Annotated in this window: 8 protein-coding genes; 2 read left to right on the forward strand and 6 right to left on the reverse strand. The window is 64.3% G+C overall.

Annotation, left to right across the window (positions count from 1 at the left end):
* The first annotated feature begins 186 nt into the window (after positions 1-186).
* The gene (hpnN, locus tag MSIL_RS16525) at positions 187-2835 is read left to right on the forward strand and encodes a hopanoid transporter HpnN (RefSeq protein ID WP_012592222.1); all 2649 of its coding nucleotides are present in this window, start codon (positions 187-189) and stop codon (positions 2833-2835) included.
* Between the two features lie 204 nt (positions 2836-3039).
* Here hpnN and MSIL_RS21105 read toward each other — a convergent pair whose 3' ends face one another.
* The 4 genes from MSIL_RS21105 to MSIL_RS16545 all read right to left on the reverse strand — a co-directional run bounded on the left by MSIL_RS21105 (position 3040) and on the right by MSIL_RS16545 (position 9091).
* On the reverse strand, positions 3040-3600 hold the full coding sequence (locus MSIL_RS21105; RefSeq protein WP_012592223.1) for a hypothetical protein: 561 nt from the start codon (positions 3598-3600) through the stop codon (positions 3040-3042).
* Positions 3601-3683: 83 nt separating this feature from the next.
* Complete coding sequence (locus MSIL_RS16535; RefSeq protein WP_012592224.1) at positions 3684-7103, reverse strand: helicase-related protein; 3420 nt, start codon at positions 7101-7103, stop codon at positions 3684-3686.
* 439 nt (positions 7104-7542) lie between these two features.
* Positions 7543-7854: a septal ring lytic transglycosylase RlpA family protein gene (locus MSIL_RS16540; protein ID WP_012592226.1), complete on the reverse strand. Its 312-nt coding sequence runs from the start codon at positions 7852-7854 to the stop codon at positions 7543-7545.
* Positions 7855-8149: 295 nt separating this feature from the next.
* Complete coding sequence (locus tag MSIL_RS16545) at positions 8150-9091, reverse strand: EamA family transporter (protein WP_012592227.1); 942 nt, start codon at positions 9089-9091, stop codon at positions 8150-8152.
* 1275 nt (positions 9092-10366) lie between these two features.
* Here MSIL_RS16545 and hisN point away from each other — a divergent pair.
* Complete coding sequence (hisN, locus tag MSIL_RS16555) at positions 10367-11164, forward strand: histidinol-phosphatase (protein WP_012592228.1); 798 nt, start codon at positions 10367-10369, stop codon at positions 11162-11164.
* Between the two features lie 67 nt (positions 11165-11231).
* Here the strand turns inward: hisN and MSIL_RS16560 are convergent, their stop codons facing one another.
* Both MSIL_RS16560 and MSIL_RS16565 read right to left on the reverse strand, forming a co-directional pair.
* Positions 11232-12635 carry an NAD(P)(+) transhydrogenase (Re/Si-specific) subunit beta gene (locus MSIL_RS16560; RefSeq protein WP_012592229.1) on the reverse strand — a complete coding sequence of 468 codons (1404 nt, stop codon included), beginning with the start codon at positions 12633-12635 and terminating at the stop codon, positions 11232-11234.
* Between the two features lie 3 nt (positions 12636-12638).
* Positions 12639-13076: an NAD(P) transhydrogenase subunit alpha part 2 gene (locus MSIL_RS16565; RefSeq protein WP_012592230.1), complete on the reverse strand. Its 438-nt coding sequence runs from the start codon at positions 13074-13076 to the stop codon at positions 12639-12641.
* Between the last annotated feature and the right edge of the window lie 28 nt (positions 13077-13104).

A 13104-nucleotide genomic window follows, 5' to 3' on the forward strand; every position in this document is an offset into this window, starting at 1 on the left:
AGGCGCGTTTTGTTTTGCGATCAAGCTATAACAGTGACAACCTCCAGCCGGTCGCCGAGGATGCTCTCGCGCCGGTCCGCCGGGATGAAGCGTTCTGATCTTCTTTGACGTTTCCAACTCCCTCGTAAATCCGCTTCCATGCCCGATCCGCTGCGGCGTGACTCTTTCGATTGGCGATAGGACCGCATGATCTCACCCCTTCCGCACGGCGCGCCGACTGCCGAACCGATCATCTCGCAAATCGTGACGGCGATCGTCGATTTCTGCCGGCGCTTCAAATGGGGCGTGCTCGCCCTTGCCGCTGCGATCACGGTTTTTTCCGGCTGGTATGCCGCGACCCATTTCGACATCAACACCAACACCAACGATTTTATCTCCGCGAAACTGCCCTGGCGGCAAAATCTCATCGCCATGGACAAGGCGTTTCCGCAGCGCGCGGATCAGATCGTCGTCGTCATCGACGGCAAGACGCCGGAACTCGCGGAGGAGGCGACGCAGCGCCTTGCAGAGAAACTGCGGACTAAGCCCGACCTCTTCACTTTCGTGCTGCGCCCCGATGGCGGCCCCTTCTTCAACAAGAACGGCCTTCTTTACCTGCCGGTCGACGAGGTCAAGAATACCATCGACGGCCTGTTCAAGGCGCAGCCCTTCCTCTCTGTTCTCGCTTCCGATCAGAGCCTGCGCGGCGTCACTGACGCCTTTTCCTTCATCAACAGGGGCGTGCGGACCAAGGCCGGAACCTATGACGACTTCGATCGGCCGCTCGTCGCCCTTGGCGACGCCTTCGACTCCCTGCTGGCGGACCGCCCGACCTTCTTTTCGTGGCGCGGCCTGTTAACCGGCGAGGCGCCCGATCCCCGCGAACTGCGGCGCTTCATCCAGGTCAAGGCGGTGTTGGATTATTCGGCCCTGCAGCCAGGCGCGGCGCCGAGCAATTTTATCCGTCAGGCGTGGGCGGAAATGGGCTATGCGGCGACGCCTGGGCTGCGGCTGCGGCTGACCGGCCTCGTGCCGCTTGCCGACGAGGAATTTGCCACGGTCGAGGACGGCGCGGGGCTGAACGGGGCGATCACCGGGCTGATCGTACTTTTCATCATCTGGCGCGCGCTCCGGTCGCCGAGCATCGTCCTTGCGGTGACGGTCAGCGTCGTCGTCGGCCTGTTCGCGACAGCGGCGGTCGGCCTTTGGATGGTCGGCGCTCTCAATCTGATTTCGGTCGCCTTCGCCGTCCTTTTTGTCGGCATAGGCGTCGATTTCGGCATCCAGTACAGCGTCCGCTACCGCGCCGAGCGCCACAAGGTCGGCGATTTCGACCTCGCCCTGAACCAGGCCGCGGCGAAAATCGGTCGTCCGCTCGCGCTCGCCGCGGCGGCGACGGCGGCCGGCTTTTATTCCTTCCTGCCGACCGACTATCGCGGCGTGTCCGAGCTTGGGCTGATCGCGGGCACCGGCATGTTCATCGCCTTCTTCGCGTCGATCACTGTGTTGCCGGCGCTGCTGGCGGTGTTCAAGCCGCCGGCCGAAGAGGAGGGCGTCGGCTATCTCTTCCTCGCGCCCGCCGATGAATTTCTGTCGCGTCACCGCCATGCCGTGGTGATCGGCACGCTCGCGGTCGCCCTCGCCGGGACGCCATTGCTGGCGCATTTGCGCTTCGACTTCAATCCAATCAATCTGCGCAGCCCGAACGTCGAATCGGTGTCGACCTTGCTCGACCTCATGAAGGACCCGGCGACCGACACAAATACGATCGACGTGCTGGCGCCCTCGATCGAAGCCTCTCGTGGCCTCGCCGCAAGATTGAGCGCGCTGCCGGAAGTCGCGCAGGTGGTGACGATCGAAAGCTTCGTCCCGGTCGATCAGGACCAGAAGCTTCCGCTCATCGAAAAGGCCGCTGCGGCTTTCGCGCCGATCCTCGATCCGACGCGAATGCGCCAGCCGCCAACCGACGCCGAGGACGTCGCCGCGATGCTGAAGGCGGCCGAAGCCTTTGAGGCGACCGCCGGCGACGCCAAGGGCAAGGGCGCCGATGACGCGCGTCGCCTGGGCGAATTGTTGCGCAAGATGGCGGCCGCCCCGCCCGCGACGCGGGAGGCGGCGCGCAAGGCGCTGCTGCCCGGCCTTGCCACCATGCTCTCGCTTTTGCGCGATTCGCTCTCGGCGCAAAGGACGACGATTGAATCGATCCCCGCCGATCTCAAGAGCGATTGGGTCGCCGCGGACGGGCGCGCGCGCATCGCTGTCTCGCCGAAGGGCGACGGCAACGACAATGCGACGCTGGCCCGCTTCACCACCGCCGTGCAGCAGATCGATCCAGAGGCCACCGGCGAGCCGATCGCCATTCAGGAATCAGGCAATACCGTCGTGCGCGCCTTCATCGAGGCAGGGATCTGGGCGCTGCTCTCGATCAGCATCCTGCTCTGGATCGTGCTGCGGCGGTTCAGCGACGTGCTGCTCACCCTCGTTCCGCTGTTGCTTGCTGGCGTGGTCACCCTTGAGATCACGGTGCTGATCGGGCTGCCGCTGAATTTCGCCAATATCATCGCGCTGCCGCTGCTGCTTGGCCTTGGCGTCGCGTTCAAGATCTATTTCGTGATGGCCTGGCGGGCGGGAACGACCAATCTCCTGCAATCGAGCCTGACGCGGGCGGTCTTCTTCAGCGCGATGACGACGGCGACGGCGTTCGGCAGCCTGTGGCTGTCGAAACATCCCGGCACGTCGAGCATGGGCAAGCTGCTCGCTTTGTCGCTGCTCTGTACGCTGGCGGCGGCGATCCTGTTCCAGCCCGCGCTGATGGGGCCGCCGCGCAAGGTGGCGGATACCGGCGAGGACGACTGAACCTCGCCGTCGCCCTGGGAGCCTCTGTCGATCAGATTTTAGATCTGATCGGCAAAAGACTATGCCTGCGCTTGAAGCTCGATGGTCTTGTCGGCAGACCGATCCCATTCGATCGGAAAGCGATCCAGACGCCGGTGATTTTGGACGGAATCGATCAGGGCAAAAATCTTGCTGCTTTTCGGTGTCTTGCCGGAAGCGGAGCGCCTACTGAACAACCCGGAATCGCGGCGCGTTATCGCCTTCGCTGGTTCCACCGGTGGAGGCGCCAAGACTGTTCAGATCTTTGAGGCCGCCCGTGCCGGCGCCAATGGCGGAGGCGACGATCCCGCCCGTCCCAATGCCTTGGGCAGCGTCTTTCACCCCGCCGGTTTGGGCGTTCAAGCCAAGGCCCGCTCCCGTAACGCCGCCGGTCCCGCCGCCGCGCGTGACGAGATCCAATAAGCCGCCGGTCCCGGCTCCGGCCGCATTATCGCGGACGCCCCCGACCGCGTTGCCCACCCCGAGGCCAAGCCCGCTCGTGCCAGCGCCGATATGGCCGGTGCCTGTGATCACCGTCGCCGCCCGAGCCCCACTGAAGGCCGTCGCGGAGGATGTCGTAATCGACGTCGTGGAACTCGTCGCTCCGGCGGTCGCATTGGCGTTGATGGCCGTGCCAGCGATGCCGCCGTTTCGCGTAAGAGCCGTCTGCGCCAGGCCAGCGGTGGGAACGACAAAGCAAAGGGCGACCCAAACAAAGAGCGGCGTCCGCCAAGGGATCAAACGCATGTGATTGGCCCTCATCCCGGCTGCCGCCCATCCCGCGCGCGGCGACTCGCGCCGCAGCCCCGTCGCAAAATCGGGCGCAGGCTTCAGCTATCCTGCTTGTTTTTTTCCTCCATGCTGGCTTTCAGCACAAGCAACTTCGCAAAGGGGGAATTGGGATCGGGCGGCCGATCGTAGGATTTCTTCTGTGGTGTGGCAAAGGAGCCGCGCTGCGGCCGGCGGTCATTATCCTGCGGCCGGCTGCTCGCCGCGCCCTGGCTCTCGCGCCGGTCGCGGTCGTTGGGACGTCCCTGGCCGCGGCTGGGCTTTCCGGGGCCGCCCGCATGAGCGCCGGAAGGGCCGCCGCCTTGGCGCTCCCGCCCGCCCTGTTCCGGATTGGCGCCTCCGCGGCCGTTGCGCGGCCGGGAATGATTGGCGCGGGGCTCGGCGGCGCCCGCTTCCGGCGCAGCAGCCGCCAGTTCGGGCGTTTCGCCTTGCGGCGCGGCGCGGCGCCGCTCCGGGCGCTTGGCGGCGCGGGCCTCGGGCCGGCGCGCATGGAAATGCTGCCGGTGGGGGCGCCAGACTTCGATCAGAACGGGCTCTGCTTCCGCCGGCTCCGCCTCGGTCCCGGCCAGATCGGGAGCCAGTTCTGCGGTCGGGTCAGCGGCGTCGCCCGACGCTTGAGCGGCGTTCTCGTCGTCGGCCTGCGGCTCCACGAGTTGCTCCGGCGTGGCGATGTGCTCCGCCTCGGCGACAGCCTGGAGTTCTGGCGTGGCGTCGGGCGCGGCCTCAGCGACCGGAGCGTCCGGCTCCGGCGCCCCTACCGCCGCGACGTCGTCCTGCAGATTCGTCTCGCCGCTGTCCGGCTCCGCCGCCGCCGTCTCCGTCTCGGTTGTATCGACGCCGGCGGCGTCTTCATGGGCTTCTGCCGGTTCAAGGGCGCAATGGTCGGTTTCGATCGCTCCATCCGGCTCGGCTGAAGGCGCGGCCTCGGCCGCCTGCGGCGTAAGCGGTTCGGTCGCGGCTTTTGGCAGCAGGGGAACGGTGATCGCCGGTCCCTGCCTCCGCTCGACGACATAGCCGAGCGAGCGCAGGATGGAGGCGAAGCTTTCGCCGGAGCAGCCGGCAAGAGAGGTCATTCCGACGGTGACGATGAAGCTGTCGCCGTCGGCGGCGCCGGCCGGCGGGTCGCCGGCGGTGGCGCCCGGGCGATAGGCGATCGCCGGCCGGATCAGATCGGCCAGGCGTTCAAGGATGTCGACGCGGACGGCGCGCTCGCCGCAGACGCGAAAACCAGCGGCGCGGTAAAATCCCTTGGGAACGTCCTTGTCCGCGACAAAGGAGGTGCGGCCGGAAGCGGCGAGATGAGGCACGTCGTCGATGCCCTTGATCTCCTCGACGCCGCCATTGGTCAAAGCCCAGAGCTGGGCCGCAAGGGCGCGCGGCGCCGGTTTGACGAGGCCCGGAAGATAAAGATGATAGGCGCCGAAGCGGACGCCGAATTTCCGTAGCGCGCCGCGCGCTTCCTGCGGCAGCGCCTTGACGTCCTCGGCGACCTTGGCGCGGTCGAGGACGCCGAGCGATTCCGCGATCTGGAACGCGACGCCGCGCGCAAGCCCCTCAAGACCCTCGCCCTTTTCGAGATCGACGAGCGGGCCGAGCAGCTTCTTGACGTGCTGCGCCAGCCAGAGTTCGAGCCGCCGCTGGACGTTTTCGAGCGCCGGGCCGGTGAGCTGCTCGTCGGCCAGGATGCGCAGCGTCGGCTCGAGGACATGCGGACCGGCGGAGATTTTCGCGACCGGTTCGCCGAGCCAGCGGATTATCCCGTCATTGGCGAGGACAAACGCCTCGTCGACAGCCTCATGCACGCGCGTGGCGCGGCCTTCGATCTCGCTGGCGAGCGCTTTCTGCGCCGCGGCGTTGAGCGCCTTGGCGGCTTCCCCGACCGCTTGCGGGTCGGGGGTGAAGCGAAAGCCGTTGAGCTGGCCAACGTGCTGGCCCTCGACGATCACATCGCCGCTATTCGTGACTTCCGCTTCCAACATGGCGTTCTCTCTGAGGCGGCGCATCAGCACGCTCGTCCTTCGGTCGACGAACCGCTGGGCGAGACGGGCGTGCAAAGCGTCCGACAAGGTGTCCTCTACCTGACGCGCGACCCCCTGCCAATGGTCAGGATCAAGGAGCCAGTCGGATCGGTTGGCGATAAAGGTCCAGGTGCGGACCTGCGCGATCCGCGCGGACAAAGCGTCGAGGTCGCCGTCGATCCGGTCCAGAGCTCTGATGTGGCGGGCGAACCAATCGTCGGGAATCCGCCCTGCGCGCACAATGAACCCGTAGACCGACAGGACAAGCTCCGCATGCGCAGCGGGCGACAGCTTACGATAATCCGGGATCTGGCAACAGTCCCACAGCCGGGCGACGTCGGCTTTCGTCGCCGCCTCGCGCATGATTTTTTCGTCGCGCGAGGCGATGTCGAGCACCATCTGGTCCTCGGCGAGCGGCGCGCGCGTTAATCCTGGCGCGTTCGGGAGCACGTCGAGCGAGGCGGCGAGGCTGTGGATCGAGGAAAAGTCGAGGCTGGCGTTGCGCCATTGCAGCATTCTGACGCTGTCGAAGCGATGCTCCTCCAGCGCTTCGACGAGATCTTCGTCGAAGGGCGGGCAGCGTCCGGTGGTGCCGAAGGTCCCGTCGCGCATGTGTCGCCCGGCCCGGCCGGCGATCTGGCCGAATTCCGCCGGGGTCAGGCGGCGGAACTGCCAGCCGTCGAATTTGCGGTCGGAGGCGAAGGCGATGTGCTCGACGTCAAGGTTCAGTCCCATGCCGACGGCGTCCGTCGCGACGATGTAGTCGACGTCGCCGTTCTGGAACATATCGACCTGGGCGTTGCGCGTGCGCGGCGAGAGAGCCCCGAGCACGACGGCGGCGCCGCCGCGCTGGCGCCGGATCCATTCGGCGATGGCGTAGACGTCCTCGGCGGAGAAGGCGACGATGGCGCTGCGCCGCGGCAGCCGCGTCATTTTGCGTTCGCCGGCAAAGCTCAATTTCGACAGCCGGGGGCGCTCGAAGATTCTGACGCCGGGCAGCAGCTCGCGCACCAGGCGGTGCATGGTGGCGGCGCCGATCAGAAGCGTCTCGGAGCGGCCGCGATGGTGCAAGAGGCGGTCGGTAAAGACGTGGCCGCGGTCGAGATCGGCGGCGAGCTGGATTTCGTCGACGGCGACGAAGTCGAGATCGAGGTCGCGCGGCATCGCCTCGACCGTGGAGACGAAATAGCGCGCGCCCTTCGGCTTGATCTTCTCCTCGCCGGTGATGAGGGCGACCGCGCCGGCCCCGATTTTTTCAACGACGCGATTATAGACCTCGCGCGCGAGCAGGCGCAGCGGCAGCCCAATCATGCCGCTCGGATGGGAGAGCATGCGCTCGATCGCGTAATGCGTCTTGCCGGTGTTGGTGGGCCCGAGAACAGCGCTCACGCCGGTCGCTGAGGCGGACCGGCGCGAGGCTCCGGCAGGAAAGGTGACGTTCATGGTTAATCGCCGCCTGCGCGGATGGCGCGCCGGATCCGTCGCGCTTCACGCTTCGAACGGGCGCCGGAACCGTGGGTTCCTTCGGCCAGACGACCCGGCGCGACGCTCTCCCCGCCAAGGTCTTGGCCAAGCGTCCGCAACGGGATGTTCAAGCGAGCAGGCTGGAGGCCGAGGTCCATCGATCCTCCTGTATCATAATGGGGCCGGCGCGCGCAGCATTGTTTACGCTTCGAACGGGAGTGGAACGAATCGCGCCCGAATCGGCGCCGTTACCAAATTCCGCTTTGTTCCCCACAACATGCTGAGGGCTATTGCGAAGGTCATACTCGATCTGGTCGTTTTGACTGCTTTCGCAAGGTCAGCGCGGCGATTTTTGCGGCGCCGTCGCCGATTTCGTGCGGACTCGAGCTTCGCTCCCCTGTCAAGCGGTCTCGCCCCGTCAATTCAAGACGGTTTCGAGCGCCACCCTGGCGACGCCCTGATGGCGGAAGCCGAGCGCATCGGCGGCGCCGGTCGAGACATCGACGATGCGGCCGGCAATGAAAGGCCCGCGGTCATTGACGACGAGCAGAACGGATCTTTTGTTGGAGAGGTTGGTGACGCGAACATGCGTGCCGAAAGGCAATGAGCGATGAGCGCAAGTCATATGGCCGCGCCCGCGATAATATGACGCTTTACCCGTCCAGCTTTGCGCCTGGGCTGTAGCTGAAATGGAAAGCAATGCCGTAGCGACCATGATGGTTTTCTTCAATATCACAACTCCATAAATGCGTTGATCCCATTCAACTGGCGAACGGGGCGCGGCTTATGCCCAGAGTATGTGATCGAAAAATGGCGATGTATTTTTATATACTACTTATGCTGTCTACATCGACGCCTTAATAAACAGTCTATGTTTTACGCTCCCCGCCTATTTGACGCCGTCGCTGCGATTGATTTGGCGATGTAGAGAGCAAAGTTTCTCTTTGGATTGGTAAGGATGGCGCGGCCTGCCTTCGCTACGCCTAAATCCGCGGCAACAGACATGGCGCCGAGGGGACGACGCTTCAGCCGTTGAGCAGGAGCGCGACGCCGCAGAGGATCAGGCCTGCGCCCAAAAGCTCCGCCTTGGAGGCGCCTTCCTTGAAAATCTGGCGGGACACGATGCGGGCGAACACGACCTCGACCAGGCCGAGCGTGCGCACGGGCGCGGCCGACTGGACCGCGAAGGCGACAAACCAGAACAACGAAGCGAAGGCGCCGATGAATCCGGCAAAAAGCGATGGGCGCCATTGCGCGGCGATCGCGCGCAGCAACGGGCGGTCGAACAGGATCATCAGCGCCAAAATCAGCGCCGCTTGAAAGAGAAGGCTGGCCGCCAGCGCGGCGGCGGCGGCGATCAGAAATGTCGGGCCATTAAATTCGAGAATGCCGGCGCGAAAGCCGATCGCCGAGATCGCGAAGCAGGACGCCGCGCCAAGCCCCAGCGCGATCGCCCGGCCGCCGGCTGTTCGCTCCGGGGCGCCAGGCGCGTGGATCGTCCGATCCGTCGAGCGCCTTTGGAAGAGTCCCGGCGGCAGCGACAGGATGGCGACGCCTGCGGTCGATAGCAAAATCGCCGTTACGGCGACAAAGCTCAGCCGTTCGCCGAGAAAGGCGAGGCCGAAGGCCGCGACCTGGAGCGGCTCGGTCTTGGTCAAGGCGATCGTCGCGAAGAAAGAGCGGCTGCGCATGGCGGCAAGCATCAAGCCGGTCGCCGCGATCTGCGCCAGCGAAGCAGCCGCGATCCACGCCGCGCCCTTAAGCGTCAGCGCGTTGGGCGCCGATCCCGATATGATGCAAAAGATCTGAAGAAAAAGCGCGCCGAAGGGCGCGCCATAGAGAAAGCGGACCGAGGCGGCGCCGAATGGGCCTGCCGCGCCGACGAGCTCCCGCTGCGCCGCGTTGCGCGCGGTCTGCGCCGCTGCCGCGATCAGAGTCGCGGGGATCCAGATCCAGGAAAAATTCACGCCGCATCAAGAAAAAAGAGGAATGTATTGCTGCCTCGCGACGTTTTGCGGCGGTCGCCGCCGCGCGGACAATGGACCGAAGCTTCAATCAACTCAAGCTGTTGGCGAGCGTCAACGACGTCGGCGACAGCCGGGGGTTGCAACCGGGAAAAAAAGGTCGATTTGTCGCAGCAAGTCTTTTCATTCACAAAAAAATGCATTAGCGTAAGAAATACGGAAGGGGATACGGCGGAGGGGGAAATTTCCTTTACGTCGCCTTTCTAAATGAGCAGGCGCGAACCCACGAGTGAAGAAAAACAGGGGGCGTCGGCCAACAATAAAGAGCCGACGGCATTGCCAGAAGCGGTCCAAGTCTAGGGGGGAAGCCCAAGAGAGTTTCGCGACAATCCCATTGCCGCGGCTCGTTTAGGGAAGCGCAAGAAAAGCAAAAAAGCTGAAAGGCGCGGTCAAGCTAGATCCAGGGAATTCGACCATCAGGTTGCGGAGCTGTCCGATCGGAGGGCCGCCATTTTGGTTTTGATCGGGCGCAGCGCCTTGGTCTGATTGTCTGGACGACTTATGAGGCCGCAGCTCCTGCGGCCTCTCGTTATTCCGACTGGAGCGCGGCCTCGACGCAGCGTTTCCCACGAGGCCTGAGAGACGACGCGAAAACGCGCGTCCGGCAGGCGTCATGAAAAGCATGAAGCATCGCCTTAAGACTAAAGAGGCCGCTTGCGTTTCCGCAAGCGGCCCAAGTCTAGGGAGGAAACGCCCAAGGAGGGCATCGGCGACAACAAGCGTTGCCGCACTGCAAAAATATACGCGTGCAGCGCACAAAAAGCAAGAGTCGAAACCTGCGCGGAGTTGGATTGGCAGGGCCGGCGCGGGGTTGGTTTGCAACCCGCCGGACTGCAGGCCAGATGGATCCAGCCAAATAAAGAGGCCGCTCGCGTTTCCGCAAGCGGCCCAAGTCTAGGGAGGAAACGCCCAAGGAGGGCATCGGCGACAACAAGCGTTGTCGCACCGCAATAATATGCACGTGCGACGCACAAAAAGCAAGTGCCGCTGACCTATTTTGTGACGGCTGCGTCAATTTGATCTAGCTCATTGTTTTAATTTGTATTTTCGTGTCCGTTCCAGATCCCGTCGATGGCTGCCGGCTATTCGCCGCTCCAAGACGGTCCTTTCCGTTTGCCCCGCCTGACGTTCTTCCGCTCAGATTCGGCTTTCAGCGTATGATCCGCGCGGCAAAACTGCGATTTTGCCGAAAACGCGATTCGATAAGAAAGCCTCATTATGACAGCTGTGGATTTTGCCGCGTTCGTCGAGCGTCTCTCCGAGATCGCCTGCGAAACGATCCTGCCGTTTTTCCGCACCGCGCTCGGAGCCGCCGACAAGAATGTCGGAGGTGCCTTCGACCCGGTGACGGAAGCCGACCATGCCGCCGAAGCGGCCATGCGGCGCCTGATCATGACGACCTTTCCGAGCCACGGCATCATCGGCGAGGAGTTCGGATCGATCCGCAGCGACGCGGAATTCGTCTGGGTTCTTGATCCGATCGACGGCACCAAAAGCTTCATTGCCGGGTTGCCGACCTGGGGCAGCCTTATCGGCCTCCTGCACAATGGCGCTCCCACCTACGGCGTGCTCGTTCAGCCTTTCACGCGGGAGCGATTCATCGGCGATGGCGGCGGCGCGGTCTGGCGCGGTCCGGGGCAGGGCGGCGAGTTGGTCGAGCGCAAGCTGACGACGCGCCTTTGCGACAGTTTTGCCGAAGCGACCCTGCTCACCACCTCGCCGCTGCTTTACACGGAGGACAAGCTCGCCGCATTCCGGCGCGTCGAGGCGGTGGTCAGGCTGTCGCGCTACGGCGGCGATTGCTATGCCTTCGCCATGCTCGCCGCCGGCCATGTCGATTGCGTGATCGAATCGGGTCTCAAGACTTACGATATTGCGCCGCTGATTCCGATTATCGAGGGAGCTGGCGGCGTCGTCACCGACTGGGCCGGAGGAAGCGCGGTTCAGGGCGGCGACATCGTCGCGACCGGCTGCGCCCAGCTGCATGTGCGGGCGCTCAAGCTGCTCGAGGGTTGAGCCGCGCATAAAGCAAAGGGCCGCGCTTACGCGGACGCGGCCCTTGAGATGATCGAGGCGTCGCCGCCTATTCCATGGCGCGCAGAATGGATTCCACAACCTTCTTGGCGTCGCCGAACAGCATCGTCGTGTTCGGTCGGAAGAACAGTTCGTTCTCGACGCCGGCATAACCCGATCCCATGCCGCGCTTGATGAACAGCACGGTCTTGGCGTCCTCGACGTCGAGGACAGGCATGCCGTAGATCGGCGATTTCGGATCGGTCTTGGCCGCCGGGTTGGTGACGTCATTGGCGCCGATGACGAAGGCGACGTCGGCCTTGGCGAATTGATCGTTGATCTCCTCGAGCTCGAACACTTCGTCGTAAGGCACATTGGCCTCGGCGAGGAGAACGTTCATGTGGCCCGGCATGCGTCCGGCGACAGGATGAATCGCATATTTCACTTCGCCGCCGGCTTTCTTGATCTGATCGGCCATTTCGCGCAGGGCGTGCTGGGCCTGCGCCACCGCCATTCCATAGCCCGGCACGATGATGACGAGCTTGGCCGCTTTGAGCAGTTTCGCGGCCTCTTCCGGCGTGCCCTGCTTGACGGGGCGATCTTCGACATGGCCGCCGGCTCCCGGGGCGGGCGCCGCCACTTCGCCGCCGAACCCGCCGAGAATGACGGAAATGAAGGAGCGGTTCATGCCCTTGCACATGATGTAGGACAGGATCGCACCGGAGGAGCCGACGAGCGCGCCGGTGATGATCAGCGCGAGATTGCTGAGCGTGAAGCCGATGCCGACCGCCGCCCAGCCGGAATAGGAGTTCAGCATCGAAATGACGACGGGCATGTCCGCGCCGCCGATCGGCACAATCAGCAGCACGCCGAGCGCGAAGGACACCAGCGCGATCGCCCAGAAGACAATGTGATTGGCGGTCGTCGAAAATGCGACGATAAACAAGAGCAGCAGCACGCCGAGCGCGATATTGATCAGATGCCGATGCGGCAGCATGATCGGCTTGCCCGACATGCGGCCGTCAAGCTTCAGGAACGCGATCACGGAGCCGGTGAAGGTCAGGGCGCCGATCGCGGCCCCCAGCGACATTTCGACAAGGCTGCTCGTGTGGATCGGCGAGCCGAGGCCGAAAGCGCGCGGCGCATGCAGGGCGGCCGCCGCGACCAGCACGGCGGCAAGGCCGACGAGCGCGTGAAACAGCGCGACGAGCTGCGGCATGGCCGTCATCTGGATCGTACGGGCGCGCCAGGCGCCGATGCCGCCGCCGATCGCGATGCCGGCGAAGATGATCAGATAGGAAAGGCCGCCCGCCGGGGGCTGATAGAAGAGCGTCGTGACGATCGCGATCGCCATGCCGATCATGCCGGCGCGATTGCCGCGGCGCGACGTTTCCGGCGACGACAGGCCGCGTAGCGCGAAGATAAAGAGAAGGCCCGAGACGAGGTAGAGGATGGCCGCGAGATTGGCGTTCATCGGTCAGCCCTTCTTCTTATACATCGCGAGCATTCGCTCGGTGACGAGGAAGCCGCCGAAAATATTCACCGAGGCGAGCACGAGGGCGATAAAGCCGAAAATCTTCGCGGCGACGGCGCCCGGATCGCCATGCGCGCCAATGCCGACGGAGGCGGACAAAAGCGCGCCGACGACGATAACCGATGAAATCGCATTGGTGACCGACATCAGCGGCGTATGCAGCGCCGGCTTGACCGACCAGACGACGTAATAGCCGACGACGACGGCGAGCGCGAAAATCGCCAGGCGGAAGATGATCGGGTCGATGACTCCGCCGCTTATCGCGTGGCCGCTTCCGGCGAGCTGGTCGGCGTAGGTTTCGGCGTTTTGCGCGGCCTGTTTCGCCGCCGTCACCGCATCGTGAAGCCGTTGCAGCGCTAGTGGGTCGATTTCGTTCGCCATCACTCTCTCCCTCGGATTTTTTGTGGGG

This window comes from Methylocella silvestris BL2 (assembly GCF_000021745.1).
GTDB lineage: Bacteria > Pseudomonadota > Alphaproteobacteria > Rhizobiales > Beijerinckiaceae > Methylocapsa > Methylocapsa silvestris.